The 13,866-nt window shown below is 66.0% G+C and carries 10 protein-coding genes; 6 read left to right on the top strand and 4 right to left on the bottom strand.

Annotated features, from left to right (window positions below; all coding sequences use genetic code 11):
- Positions 1-14: 14 nt before the first annotated feature.
- Positions 15-1,964, bottom strand: coding sequence for a primary-amine oxidase (locus tag IEX33_RS13945; protein ID WP_188731130.1), 1,950 nt, complete (start codon positions 1,962-1,964; stop codon positions 15-17).
- Positions 1,965-2,085: 121 nt separating this feature from the next.
- Between IEX33_RS13945 and IEX33_RS13940 the strand changes: the two genes are divergently transcribed.
- The 3 genes from IEX33_RS13940 (at position 2,086) to IEX33_RS13930 (ending at position 4,873) form a co-directional block, all read left to right on the top strand.
- On the top strand, positions 2,086-2,670 hold the full coding sequence (locus IEX33_RS13940) for a TetR/AcrR family transcriptional regulator (RefSeq protein WP_188731128.1): 585 nt from the start codon (positions 2,086-2,088) through the stop codon (positions 2,668-2,670).
- Positions 2,667-3,776, top strand: coding sequence for an alanine racemase (locus IEX33_RS13935; protein ID WP_229675387.1), 1,110 nt, complete (start codon positions 2,667-2,669; stop codon positions 3,774-3,776). Before IEX33_RS13940 ends, IEX33_RS13935 begins: the two co-directional genes overlap by 4 nt.
- Positions 3,777-3,904: 128 nt before the next feature.
- The gene (locus IEX33_RS13930) at positions 3,905-4,873 is read left to right on the top strand and encodes an AraC-like ligand-binding domain-containing protein (protein ID WP_188731126.1); all 969 of its coding nucleotides are present in this window, start codon (positions 3,905-3,907) and stop codon (positions 4,871-4,873) included.
- A gap of 58 nt (positions 4,874-4,931) precedes the next feature.
- On the opposite strand, the gene gdhA is transcribed toward IEX33_RS13930, so the two are convergent.
- On the bottom strand, positions 4,932-6,269 hold the full coding sequence (gene gdhA / locus IEX33_RS13925) for an NADP-specific glutamate dehydrogenase (RefSeq protein WP_188731124.1): 1,338 nt from the start codon (positions 6,267-6,269) through the stop codon (positions 4,932-4,934).
- 202 nt (positions 6,270-6,471) lie between these two features.
- Here gdhA and IEX33_RS13920 point away from each other — a divergent pair, with 202 nt between their 5' ends.
- Entirely contained in the window at positions 6,472-7,131 is a 660-nt protein-coding gene (locus IEX33_RS13920; RefSeq protein ID WP_188731122.1) for an AmiS/UreI family transporter, read from the top strand.
- Here the strand turns inward: IEX33_RS13920 and IEX33_RS13915 are convergent.
- The gene (locus IEX33_RS13915; RefSeq protein WP_188731120.1) at positions 7,124-8,599 is read right to left on the bottom strand and encodes an APC family permease; all 1,476 of its coding nucleotides are present in this window, start codon (positions 8,597-8,599) and stop codon (positions 7,124-7,126) included. The two genes, IEX33_RS13920 and IEX33_RS13915, sit on opposite strands and share 8 nt — an antisense overlap.
- Before the next feature lie 268 nt (positions 8,600-8,867).
- Here IEX33_RS13915 and IEX33_RS13910 point away from each other — a divergent pair, with 268 nt between their 5' ends.
- Positions 8,868-10,787, top strand: a complete 1,920-nt coding sequence (locus IEX33_RS13910) for an alpha-amylase family glycosyl hydrolase (protein ID WP_188731118.1) — start codon at positions 8,868-8,870, stop codon at positions 10,785-10,787.
- Between the two features lie 110 nt (positions 10,788-10,897).
- Positions 10,898-11,755, top strand: coding sequence for a prephenate dehydratase (locus tag IEX33_RS13905; RefSeq protein WP_188731116.1), 858 nt, complete (start codon positions 10,898-10,900; stop codon positions 11,753-11,755).
- Here IEX33_RS13905 and IEX33_RS13900 read toward each other — a convergent pair.
- Positions 11,737-13,647, bottom strand: a complete 1,911-nt coding sequence (locus tag IEX33_RS13900) for an FAD-binding monooxygenase (protein ID WP_188731114.1) — start codon at positions 13,645-13,647, stop codon at positions 11,737-11,739. The genes IEX33_RS13905 and IEX33_RS13900 overlap by 19 nt on opposite strands.
- Positions 13,648-13,866: the final 219 nt, after the last annotated feature.

The following is a 13,866-nucleotide window of genomic DNA, read 5'->3' as shown; positions in this document are numbered from 1 at the left end:
TCCCGTGGCCGGTCCTAGTGGCAGCCACCAGCGCCTGCATCACTGTGGCAGGCCGAGGCCGGCTGGTTCGGGTTGGCCGGAACGTCCAGGACGGGGCTGCGGTCGAAGAAGCCCTCGGGACGGAGCTTGAAGCCTACGGTGTCCACCGGCATGATGGGCCAGTCCTCAACACGCGGGAAGTGCGTCAGCCCAAAGGTGTGCCACACCACGATGTCCTGGCCGTCGATGTCCCGGTCCTGCGCGACGTATTCGGGCAGGCCTGCTCCCCCGGAGTGCTGGTTCACGAAATCGCCCGTCGGGTAGCGCTCCTCCTCCGCGTAACGGGTGACCCACAGGTCCTTGGTGGCGAAAGCGGCGCGGCGGGCGATGGAGGAGTCCGGATCGGCCAGCAGCGTGGGCTGGTTGTGCGAGTGGAGCTTGTAGCCCACCGGCTCACCCAGCCGGTTGCGGGACTCGGGGTTGGAGATGATCCAGGTCCGGCCGGCGCGTGCGTCGGCCTCCCGGACGGCCTCCGATTCACGGGCCAGGACGGTGCGCTTGCGGGAGAAGGCGTTGCCGCGCTCATTGCCCGGCCCCATGGCCTGGCGGACCACGTCCTCTTCCTCCACCCGGTTGGTAAAGCCGTCGATGGCCATGTCCAGCCGGGCACTGAAGAGGTGCTGGTGGAACGGAGCGCCCAAGCCCGGTGCCAGTTGGGAGATGTTGGCGGAACCGCCATCCGGGAACGCGGAGGTGAACACAACGCCGGTGGCCTTAGCCTCGAATTCGATGGTGCCGTCCAGGTAGAGGTACCAGTAGAAGCCGTAATCGTAGTTTCCGATGGTGGTGAAGAAGGAGATCACCAGGCGCCGGTTGCGGCGGGTGTAGTTCACCCCGCTCCAGAGGTCGGAGTGCTTGGACAGGATGCCCCAGTCCTCCTCGTGCATGCAGATGCCATTACGGATCTCGCGGGGGTTGCCGAAGGCGTCCGAGATGACCGGGCTCAGGTAGGTGATGTCCCCCAGGCAGTCACAGCCCAGTTCCAGAGAGTTGGCGTACTGGCCCACCAGGTACTCACCGGTGTCAAAGTAGTTCTGCCAGGACCGGATGGGTGACGGATCGCCGTAAGGGACCACCATCTCGGCAATGGAAGCACGGTTGATGATCGGCCGGAGGCGCTCTCCGTCCTGGAAGGAGAGGTTGTGCAGGACCACGCCTTCACGGACATCGAAGCCGACGTCCACGCTCCATTTCTCCCATTCCACGTGGTTGCCGCCGGTGACGGTAAAGCTGGGGCCTTCCGGCTGGGTGATGCTGATGGGCTTCTGGGTGGTCCGCAGCGGTCCGGTCAGTTCCGGGTCCGTGTAGTTGCCATGCTCTGCGGGCACCGGCATGGCGCCGAGGTCGATGACCTGGGTGACTTCCTTGTTGACCACGTCCACGTACGCCACCAGCCCGTCCACCGGGTGCGCCCAGGCGCTGTCCTCCGGGAACTCCTGGACGAACGCCAGGCCACGAAGGATTCGCCGGCCCTTCTCCTCGGTGTACTCGAAGACTCCAGCCGAGAGCGGCGCCACGCGGACTTTGTCGACGTCAAGGCCCCTTGCGGCAAGGGCCGCCAGCCAGCGCTCATCGGTGGCCAACAGGGACTCCACCACCTCAAACTCCTCCTCCAGCACCGGGAGCTCACCGGTGACCGCGGTGTCGAGTTCGACGTCGGACACCACCTTTCCGTGGGTGGCGGAGACGATCACGTCGCGGGGCGCACTGCCGGAGACGTCGTGGATGAAGACCCGGAAGCGCCGGTCCACCTGCCCTTCCGTCCCGGCTGCAGCCGCCCGCGGTGGCTCCAGGAGACCGAGGTAGGCGATGCGGTGCTGCGGACCCAGGTGGCCCCCGGAGGAGAGGACGGACCGGACCTCGAGGATCTCGTCGCCGGTGGCCAGGCGGAAGGGGGACGCGATGTCAGTTGGAGCGAGTGTCATGGTGAACCTTTGTCCGGACCATTTCGGGTCGGTGGATTTATTTTCTATAGTTGTAGAGAATAAACCTCCGTAACATGGCTCACAAGAGTCTGAGCAAAATATTTCCCGGGAGTGGCCTGCGGTGCCGAAGATAGTTGACCATGACGAGCGCCGCCTGGAACTGGTGGATGCCACCTGGCGCATCATCGCCCGGCAGGGCCTGGAAGGGGCCACCATGCGCGAAATCGCGATGGAGGCGGGCTTCGCCAACGGAGCACTCAAACCCTACTTCCCCACCAAGGACACACTCCTGGAATTCGCCTTCGGCCACGTGTTCAACCGCACCAACCAGCGGATCGCCGAGGTCACCCGCGGGAAGTCCGGCCTGGCTGCCCTGCGCGCCTTTTGCCGTGAGGTCCTCCCGCTGGACGAAGAGCGCGTCAATGAAGCGCGCATCGTTATCCCGTTCTGGCAGAAGGCGGTCAACGACCCACAGAAGGCCGCGATCCACCAGCAGTCCATGAACGAGTGGGCAGCCACCATCCGGCGCTTCCTGGCCGAGGCGCGGGACAGCGGCGACATCCACGCCGCCGTCGGCGATTCCATCCTGGCCGGCCAGCTCCTGAACATGCTGCTCGGCGCGCAGATCGAGGCGGCCCTGGCGCCGGAGGGCGGCAGGGACTTCGGACATGCCGCACAGCTCGAAGGCTACCTGGCCCTGCTGTGACCAGACCTCCTGGCATCCCCGCCGCGATTGACACGCCGGACATCCTGATCGACCTCGACATCCTGGAGCGGAACATCGCCCGGATGGCGGAAAGCGTCCGGGCAAAAGGCCTCACCCTTCGCCCGCATGCCAAGACACACAAAATCCCCGAGATCGCTGCGCTCCAGCTGGAGGCCGGGGCCGTGGGGCTCACGGTTGCAACGATCGGCGAGGCGGAAGTCTTCGCAGCCGCCGGGGTGAAGGACCTCTTCATCGCCTACCCTTTGTGGACTTCAGCCCGGAAGGCCGAACGGCTGCGGCGCCTGGCAGACACGGCAACGGTGACCGTAGGGGTGGACTCCCCTGAAGGCGCGGCAAGGCTCGGGGCAGGCCTGGGTCCGGCGGCGTCAAGAGTGGGCGTGCTGGTCGAGATCGACAGCGGCCACCACCGCAGCGGCGTCCACCCGGGCGCAGCTGCGGACGTGGCACAAGCAGCGTCCGACGCCGGCCTGGAGGTGGCCGGGATCTTCACCTTTCCCGGCCACAGCTACGCCCCGGGAATGCCGGCGGAAGCAGCAGCGCAGGAGCAGGAAGCCCTGCGGGCGGCCGCGGAATCGCTTGCCGCAGCCGGATTCGAGGCCACCGTCCGGAGCGGAGGCTCCACGCCAACAGCGCTCTTGACCGACGGCCCGGTGGCTACCGAGGTGCGCCCGGGCGTCTACGTGTTCGGTGACGCCCAGCAGCTTGAGCTCGGCAGGTGTGAACCGGAGGAGATAGCGCTGACCGTGGCGGCAACGGTGGTAAGCCACCACAAGGCCAGGTCCGGCATGCCGGAACGCTTCATTGTCGACGCCGGCAGCAAGATCCTGGGCAGTGACCGGCCGGCATGGGCCAGCGGCTTTGGCCGCCTGATGGATTACCCCGCAGCCCGTATCACCGCCCTCTCGGAGCACCATGCCACGGTCGAATGGCATGGCCCCGGAAGAATGCCCGCACTGGGCGCCCGCCTGCGCGTCGTCCCGAACCACGTCTGCCTGGCCATCAACCTCGTGGACAGCGCCGCCGTCATCAGTGCCGGAGAAATTAAGGGCCGCTGGACAGTGGCGGCCCGCGGGAAGAACGCCTAGCGCCCGGGGAGAGTCTTTTTTCGCCGACTGTTGAAAAAAGAAACGGACGGCCCTAACCTGAAGGGACTGTGTTGCAGGACACAGCTCCCGGGGGAACGTCAGATGGCCATCCGTCGTCAGGAACATCCATGCCAGCAACAGCAAATACCGCGGCCCGCCCCGCACACCAAAACCTCACGTCCAGCGCCGCCACCTCCTTTGACCACTGGAAGCACCTCGTGGCCGAGTCCTTCGTGCCGCTCGCCGCGCAGACAGCGGACGTGGAAGGCTTCCGCGGGCAGATGCGCTCGCGGGTGCTGGACCGGATGTCCATCGTTGAGGTCACCGCCACGTCCCACGCGGTGCACCGCACGCCGGCCCTGATTGCCCGGGCCCATGAGCGCTATTTCAAGCTCAACCTGCAACTGGAGGGCACCGGCCTGCTCGTCCAGGACAACCGCGAGGCCGTGCTCCGGCCCGGCGACCTGGCCATCTACGACACCAACCGCCCCTACACGCTGACGTTCGAGGAGCAGGCGCGGATGATGGTGGTGATGTTCCCCTGCGATGCACTGTCACTGCCCGCCGATTATGTGGGCCAGCTGGCAGCCGTGCGGATGGCGGGCAGCACCGGCCTCAGTGGAATCGTGGGGCAGTTCATCCGCCAGCTCTCAGAGAACCTGGACGTCCTCAGCGGGCCCAGCGGTTCGAGGCTGGCAGCCAACGCCCTGGACCTGGTGTCCACCATGCTCCACGCCGAGATGGACATCGCGCCGGACCGGATGAAGCCGCAGGCACTCCTGGCAGTTTCGATCCGGGAGTACATCGACGCCAACCTGTCCGATCCCCTGCTGTCGCCGGCCACCATCGCCGCGGCACACTTCATCTCCACCCGGCACCTGCACAACGTCTTCCATGAATCCGGGACAACTGTGGCCAGCTGGATCCGGAGCCAGCGCCTGGAAGGTGCCAGGCGCGATCTCCGCGACCCGCTGCATGCCGGGAAGTCCGTGGGCGCCGTCGCGGCCCGCTGGGGATTCCTGGATGCCGCGCACTTCAGCCGCACCTTCCGGGACGCTTTTGGCGTCCCGCCGAGCGACTGGCGGCGGGGCGGGTAGCGCCCCACACTGCGTCCCGGGCCATCCACGCCTGGAGGAACGACGACGGCGGGTGGCGCTAGATGAGCCCCTGGGCGAGCATCGCGTCGGCCACCTTCACGAAACCGCCTATGTTGGCGCCCAGGACGTAGTTGCCCGGGTCCCCGTACTCGTCAGCAGTTGACGCGCACCGGTGGTGGATGCCCACCATGATCTCGGTCAGCCGCTCTTCCGTGTGCTCGAAGGTCCAGGAATCGCGGCTGGCATTCTGCTGCATCTCAAGCGCGGACGTGGCAACACCGCCGGCATTGGCGGCCTTGCCCGGGCCGAACAGGACGCCGGCTTCATGGAAAACGGCGACGGCCTCGCGGGTGGACGGCATGTTGGCGCCCTCGCCGACGGCAAGGAGCCCGCCGCGCACCAACCCGGCGGCAGCAGCGCCGTCGAGCTCGTTCTGCGTGGCGCACGGCAGCGCCACGGAGGCGTCCACGTCCCAGACGGAGCCGCCCTCAACGTAGGAGACGCCGGAACGGCGCTCGGCGTAGTCCTTGAGGCGGCCGCGTTCCACTTCCTTGACTTCACGAAGAAGCGCGACGTCGATGCCCGCCTCATCCACCACGTAGCCGGAGGAATCGGAACAGGCCACCACGGTGGCGCCCAGGTCCTGGGCTTTGGCGATGGCATTGATGGCCACATTTCCGGAGCCGGAAACCACCACGCGCTGGCCGTCAAAGGATGCCCCACGGGTCTTCAGCATTTCCTGGGTGAAGATCACAGTTCCGAAGCCGGTAGCCTCGGGCCGGACCAGGGAGCCGCCCCACGAGATGCCCTTGCCCGTGAGGACGCCTGATTCGTAGCGGTTGGTGATGCGCTTGTACTGGCCGAAGAGGTAGCCGATCTCCCGCCCGCCCACGCCGATGTCGCCGGCCGGGACGTCGGTGTATTCGCCGATGTGCCGGTACAGCTCGGTCATGAAGGACTGGCAGAAGCGCATGACTTCTCCGTCGCTGCGGCCGCGGGGGTCGAAGTCGGAGCCGCCTTTGCCGCCGCCGATGGGCATGCCGGTGAGGGCGTTCTTGAAGATCTGTTCGAAGCCCAGGAACTTGACGATGCCCAGGTAGACGGAGGGGTGGAACCGCAGGCCGCCCTTGTAGGGGCCCAGCGCCGAGTTGAATTCCACCCGGAAGCCGCGGTTGATCTGTACACGTCCGGCATCATCGGTCCAGGGCACGCGGAAGATGATTTGCCGCTCGGGCTCGCAGAGCCGCTCCAGGATGGCGGCTTCGAGGAATTCGGGGTGCCTGTCATGGACGGGCCCGAGGCTCTCGAAGACTTCCACCACCGCCTGGTGGAACTCCGCTTCGCCCGGATTCCTCGCCAGGACAGTATCCCTGATGGCTTCCAGCCGTGAATCCATGTGTCTCCCTCACCTCTGCGTGAACGTGGAACGGCCGAAAGCGATCCCGGACGCGCCTATAGTTGAGATTTCAACTTTATCCGATTATGACCGCGCGCCCCCAAGCAGCCTGCCGGACATCCTTTATTATCCGTATTGTGACAGATATATTCCACATAACGAAAATAGGGCGCAGTTCGGCCTGCATACTCGAGGCCGCCTGATGGCGCACATCTGCCTGCTGCTGTCCGGGGCGGCCCTGCTCCTCAACGGGCTGGCCATGCTCGGATTCCTGCCCCGCCGGGACGCAGCCGTATTCAGCCTGGTGGTGGGATCCGTCCAGCTGGCGCTCGGCGTGGGCTACGTTGCGACGGCTGGAGCGGGCGCAACGCCGCTGCTGACTGCTGCGGGAATGTTCCTGTTCGGCCTGACGTACCTCTATGTGGGGCTGGACGTCCTGCTGCGCCTCGGTTCGCGGGGACTGGGATGGTTCTGCGGCATGGTGGGAGGTTGTGGCCTGCTTCTTGCCACGGCCTGGCTGGGAACAGATCCCCTGCTGGCGGTCCTATGGTTGTGCTGGTCGGCCCTGTGGGGACTGTTCTTTGCGTCCATGGCAGCGGGCCTGGGCCGCCTTGACCCCTTCATCGGCTGGGCGCTTGTGCTGACGAGCCAGGTCACAGCCACCCTCCCCGCTTTCCTCGGCCTGGCGGGGATGTGGCCGCGTGAGCCTGTCGTGGCGGGGCTGGCAGCAGCTTTCCTGGCCGCGCTTTTTGTCCTGGCAGGCTTCCTGGCGCGCGTGCCGGCCCGGCGCAGAGTTGCTCCTCGCCGGGCCGGTACAGGGCACGTTGCCGTTTCTGCCGGCTCCAAAGCGCCCGTTAGTTGACTGTATGGCCGAGGCTCTCCGCCTTGTGCCGGCGCTGCACCCGGGCCTCCACCAGCACTCCGGCCGCAAACACAACGGGTACAGCCACCAGGAGTGCCGCTGCCGTCCCGGCGCTGCCGCCGATCAATGCCGTGAAGTTGCTGACCACCAGGAACAGGATGCCTCCCAGCAACAGGGCCGCGAGCGCCGGTGCGATCAGCGTCTGCCACAGCTGGGCGTCATCCCGCTCCCGGCGGAAGTAGCCGACGACGGCGATGGAGCAGAGTATGTACAGCACCAGGAGTGCCGCTACAGCCAGTCCGCTGAACCAGGAGAAGAGGGTCAGCACGGGATCCAGGGCAAGGACGGCGAACGGGAGCATGAGGACGACGGCGGCAGCCGTCTGGATCCAGGCGGCCACGGCCGGAGCACGGTGGCGGTTGGTTCGGGCCAGGATGGCGGGCATGGAACCGCGCAGGGCCAGGGAGTGCAGGTAGCGGTTGATGCCGTTATGGAAGGCGATGATGCCTGCAAGCAGTGACGTCACCAGCAGGACGCCGGTCACCACGCCCGCCCAGGGACCGAACAACTCCACCATCGGCCCCAGGACGAAGGAGGTGGAGTCGCCGGATTCAAGGGCCGCCCCTGCCGCATCCATGACCCGGGACGGACCATAGTAGCTGACCAGCATCCAGGAGATGAAGGAGAAGAAGACGGCGATGACGCCAACGGACAGGTAGGTTGCCCGCGCCACGGTGCGGGCAGGGTCCTTGGCCTCCGCCGAATAGATGGCCGTCGACTCGAAGCCGAACATGGATGCGACCGCGAACATGATGGCCACCCCGGGGGCGCCGGCGGCGATGGCCTCCGGAGAGAAGGATGCTGCCAGACTGATGCCTTCCGGCCCGCCGCCGCTGAACAGCACGGCGAAGCCGAACAGCAGCAGCACGGCCACCTCCAGGCCCACCAGCACTGCCAGGACGCGGGCGCCGAGTTCGATGTTCAGGGAGCCGAGCACCTGGACACCGGCCACGGTTGCCAGCGCCAGGAGCCACCAGGGCACCTGGAGGCCCATCGAACCCAGAAGGCCGGAGAATGCAGCGCCGTACAGGCCGTACATCGCAGCCTGGATGGTGTTGTAGGCCAGCAGCGCCAGCCAGGCGGCGCCTGTTCCAGTCTTCCTGCCGAAAGCGGCGGTGATGTAGGCGTAGAAGGCGCCGTTTGCCTGGATCCTGCGGCTCATGGCCACGAAGCCCACCGCAAAGATGGCAATGACGATGCCGACGATCAGGTAGGCCCCGGGTGCACCGGCACCGTTGCCCAGGGCTGCGGCGAGTGGTGAAGCTCCCACGATGCCGGTCAGGGGCGCCTGGGCGGAGAGGACAAAGAAGAGGATGCCCAGGACGCCGATGCTCCCGGCGCGAAGGGCTGTGGAATGCTCCTTGGCCGGAGCGTCGGTGGTCCGGGACTCGGAATTCGAAATACTCATTGGGTCCTTCTTAATGGTCATGAGCGTGGGGACGAGCTGTGGAATCCAGCGTGGCAGCGGGCGGCTGCAGCGCGTTGTCCGTCAGCGATCAGTTCTTGTCCGTCAGCGCAGTGCCGTCCGCGCAGTCCCATCAGCGCAGTGCCGTTCGGGACTGACCTCAGGAAGCCGCACCCCGCCGTCGGGCGTTTCCCCAGGCGTGTGACATGGGATACTGCCGTAACAACTTTCCTGCCGGAAACGCCGGCGGAAGCCGGAAGGGGCCGTGGGCATGCAGGAATCCGTCAGGGTGGACGAAACGGCGCTGGAGCACGTGCTGGACGCGCTGTCACGCGAACGGAGCATTGGACTCCGCCCTGATCCGGCATTCGACCGGCGCCTGGAGCAACACTTCCCGGACCTGTACCGCCTGTTCCGGTCCCTGTATGAATCCCGGCAGGACTGGCTGGACCAGCTCATTGCCCTGGTGGTGGAGAGCGCCCGCTCGTGGCAGGAGCGCCCCGCCGACCTGAAGGCCCTGGACGCCCGGCGGGAAGCAGACAGCGGCTGGTTCCTGTCCAACACCATGCTGGGCGGCGTCTGCTACGTGGACAGGTACGCGGACAACCTGGACGGGCTCCGCAAGCACATCCCATACTTCAAGGAACTGGGCCTGACCTACCTGCACCTCATGCCGCTGTTCCTCGCTCCGGAGCCACACTCCGACGGCGGCTACGCAGTATCGAGCTACCGCCAGGTCAACCCGAAGCTGGGCACCATGGACCAGCTCCGCGACCTTGCGGCAGAGTTCCGCGGCCACGGCATCAGCCTGGTGGTGGACTTCATCTTCAACCACACCTCCGACGAGCACGAGTGGGCCAGGCGGGCCGCTGCCGGCGACCCGAAGTACAGCGACTACTACTGGATGTACCCGGACCGGGCCATGCCGGACGCCTTCGAGCAGAACGTGCGCGAGATCTTCCCGGAGAACCACCCCGGGTCCTTCGTCCACTTGGAGGACGGCCGATGGGTGTGGGCCACCTTCCACACGTACCAGTGGGACCTGAACTACTCCAACCCGGACGTGTTCCGGGCGATGGCCGGAGAGATGCTGTTCCTGGCCAACCAGGGCGTGGACATCCTCCGGATGGATGCGGTGGCGTTCATCTGGAAGCAGCTGGGCACCCCGTGCGAGAACCTGCCCGAGGCCCACATCCTCCTGCAGGCCTTCAACGCCGTGTGCCGGCTGGCCGCTCCCTCGCTGCTGTTCAAGTCCGAGGCAATCGTGCACCCGGACGAGGTGGCGCTCTACATCGACCCCGCCGAATGCCAGCTCTCCTACAACCCGCTGCAGATGGCGCTCATCTGGGAATCCCTGGCCACCCGGGACGTCTCGCTCCTGGCCCAGGCACTGGAGCGGCGGCACAACATCCCGGCCGGCACCTCCTGGGTGAACTACGTCCGCAGCCACGACGACATCGGCTGGACGTTCGCCGACGAGGACGCAGCAGAGCTCGGAATCAACGGCTTCGACCACCGCCGCTTCCTGAACTCCTTCTATGTCAACCGCTTCCCCGGCAGCTTCGCCCGCGGCGTGCCGTTCCAGGACAACCCCAAGACCGGTGACTGCCGCATTTCGGGCACGACGGCGTCGCTGTGCGGCATGGAGGTGGACCCGGCTGAGGCGGTGGAGCGGATCCTCCTGGCCCACTCGGTTGCCTTCAGCACCGGCGGCGTCCCCCTGCTGTACCTCGGTGACGAAGTGGGGCAGCTTAACGACTACGGCTACGCGAAGGAGGAAGGGCACGACGCCGACAGCCGCTGGGTGCACCGGCCCCACTATCCGGAGGAACAGTACGCCCGGCGGCACGATGTTTCCACGCCGGAAGGCGCGGTCTACGCGGGCCTGAAGCGGATGATCGAGGTCCGCGGTGCTGCTCCTGAACTTGCGGGAACAACGCTCCTCGATTTCGACACCCACAACAGGGGCGTCCTGGCCTACCAGCGGCCGGCAAGTGCGGCCGACGGCGGGGAGACGAGAATCCTGGTCCTCGCGAATTTCAGCGACGAACCCCAGTCCCTGCCCGCCGAAACCTTCTCCGGTTTCTCAGGCGCCGCCGTCGACCTCCTCTCCGAAGCCGCACTGCAGCTGGGCGAGGGCGTCACGCTCCTCCCCCGCCAGTACGCCTGGCTGCGCGTCACTCCGGTCTAGTCCCGTCCTTTCCCAACTGGGTAGCAGCAGATGTCCTTTTGGGCCCCCAAACCGACATCTGCTGCGACCCAGTTGGGCCTGCGGGCTCGGTCCGTGAAACCATACGGACCATGGCCCAGAAGATTGCGTACCAGGGTGAGCCCGGCGCCAACTCCAATATCGCGTGCAAGCAGATGTTCCCGGACATGGAAAGCGTGCCCTGCGCCAGCTTCGAGGACGCCTTCGAACTGGTGTCCAGCGGCGAGGCGGAGCTGGCCATGATTCCCATCGAGAACTCCATTGCCGGCCGGGTGGCGGACATCCACATCCTGCTGCCGCAGTCCAACCTGCAGATCGTGGGTGAGTTCTTCCTGCCCATCCACTTCGACCTGCTGGGCATCCCGGGCAGCACCATTGAGGACGCAACCGAGGTGCACAGCCACATCCACGCCCTGGGCCAGTGCCGGAAGCTCATCCGCGAGCACGGCCTCAAGCCAGTCATCGCCGGTGACACTGCAGGCTCCGCCCGGGAGGTCAGCGAGTGGAACGATCCGCGCAAGCTGTCCCTGGCACCGCCGCTGGCCGCGCAGATCTACGGCCTGGACGTCCTGGCCTCACGGGTTGAGGATGACCCTTCCAACACCACCCGCTTCGTGGTCCTGGCCCGGGAAAAGGAGCTGCCGGCCCGGGATGAGCTTTCCGGACCGGCAGTGACCAGCTTTGTGTTCCGCGTCCGCAACGTCCCCTCAGCGCTGTACAAGGCACTGGGCGGCTTCGCGACGAGCGGGGTGAACATGACGCGGCTGGAAAGCTACATGGTGGGCAACGAGTTTGCCGCCACCATGTTCATGGCCGACGTCGAGGGCCACCCCGAGGACCTGCCGCTGAAGCTGGCCCTCGAGGAGCTGGACTTTTTCACCACGGAGGTGCGGATCCTGGGCGTTTACGCTGCCGCGGAATACCGGACGGGTCAGACAGTCAGCGGCTGACCGGCGTTGTGCCGGCCCGGCAGCAGCGGAGCAAAGAATGCGCCCAGCTCCGCCGTTGCCGTGAGCGGCAGGACGTTCGCCACGTACTGGTCCGGCCGCACCACCACCACGACGCCGCCCCGGTCCAGGCCGCGGAGCTCGAAAATGTCCGCCTTGGGGTCTGTGCCGTAGACCTTCTCGTAGTCGGTCAGCCTGAACGGGCCCACCTGCGGCTTGAAGACCGCCGGCACCGCGTTGATGTCAAGCTCCGTGTGGGGCTGCTGGTAGATCACCTTCACGTCGAACCACGCGTCAGGATCAGCGTCCGACGGCGTTGCCGCCAGCGGTGATTCGGCCGCCTCCGCCAGCCACTGGGCCAGCTTGTCCGTGGCAGAGCCGGTGCCCGGAAGGGCGGCATCGGCGAACACGTAGATCCGCCAGCGCCCGTCTGCTGTGGCGTGGTGGCCCAGATGCATGGGATTGGTGTCGCCTACCCGCACCACGGGCGCTGACTTGAACCGCTTGCCCACCGGGAAGCCGGCGGCAAGGGCCTGGTGGTCTGCCGGTGCCACGAGCATGGACGGCGCGTACTCGGTCATGAAACCGGCCGGGAACTCGGCAGTGCGGACATAGAAGTCCTCAAGGTCCGAGGGGTTCTCGAACTCCTCGGGCTTCTTGGCCATCATGGTGGACCATTCCTTGTCGAAGTCGATCAGGTTCTTGGCCACCACCTGGCGCTCCTCCGAGTAGGTGGACAGGAGGCTTTCCGGGCTGCGGCCTTCCAGGACATGCCCCAGCTTCCAGGCCAGGTTGAAACCGTCCTGCATGGACACGTTCATGCCCTGGCCGGCTTTGGCACTGTGCGTATGGCACGCGTCGCCGGTGATGAACACCCGTGGGGTCCGTGTGCCGCGGTCCTCCGGCAGGACGTCGTCGAACCTGTCCGTGAGCCGGTGCCCTACTTCGTAGACGCTGTGCCACGCCACGTTGCGCACGTCGAGGGTGTAGGGATGGAGGATCTCGTTGGCCTTGGCGATGATCTGCTCGATGGTTGTACTGCGCACGGCGTGATGGGTAGCCGGATCCACCTCACCCAGGTCCACATACATGCGGAACAAGTACCCGCCCTCGCGCGGGATCAGCAGGATGCTGCCTTTTTCGCCCTGGATGGCGCACTTGGTGCGGATGTCGGGGAAGTCGGTCACGGCGAGGGTGTCCATCACGCCCCAGGCATGGTTGGCCTGGTCCCCGGCGAGGGTGCAGCCAATCGCTGCGCGCACTTTGCTCCGGGCACCGTCGGCACCAATAACGTACTTCGCCCGGACAATGCGCTCCTGGCCCTCGTTCGGGCCGTCGGTATGCAGCAGCGTTACGCTGACGGGATATTCGTCCCCGTCCGTGATGCTGAGGGACTGGAAATCGTAGCCGTAGTCGGGCGTCATGCGGGTGGGTGCGTTGGCCATGTACTCGGCGAAGTAGTCCAGCACACGGGCCTGGTTGACGATGAGGTGCGGGAACTCGCTGATGCCCATCTCGTCGTCGACGGCGCGGGCGGCCCGGACGATGGTGGCGCGGTTCGCGGGGTCCGGCTTCCAGAACGCCATCTCGGTGATGTGGTAGGCCTCGGCAATGATCCGCTCAGCGAAGCCGAAGGCCTGGAAGGTCTCGACGCTGCGCGCCTGGATGCCGTCAGCCTGGCCGATGGCGAGGCGGCCCGGACGGCGCTCAATGATCCGGGTGGTGATGTTCGGGAAGCGGGACAGCTGCGCTGCCGCGAGCATTCCAGCAGGCCCGGTGCCAACAATCAGCACGTCGACTTCCTCCGGAAGCTCCTGGGGCCGGTTCAGGCCAACGCCGGCGGCGGGCAGGACTCGCGGGTCACCGGATACGTAACCGTGGTGGTGGAATTGCACGGGATTTCCTCACTTCGTTGTGGTGGATTATCGCTACTTCGCAGCAGTTGCCTGCCCCTCAAGCTGGTGTTCTATATAAGAACACCCCATTCGATAATCGAAAACTTGAACTTTGGCTTCCACTGTACGCCGGTTGTGATCCAGGCGACAAGTGCCATATTCCCGAAAGCACAACGCCTTATTTGGGGGTTGACGATCCGCTCTCAAGGGACGATAGTG

Source organism: Pseudarthrobacter scleromae (assembly GCF_014644515.1).
Lineage (GTDB): Bacteria > Actinomycetota > Actinomycetes > Actinomycetales > Micrococcaceae > Arthrobacter > Arthrobacter scleromae.
Note: the sequence above shows the minus strand (reverse complement) of the source record. Positions and strands in the feature narration are given on the sequence as shown.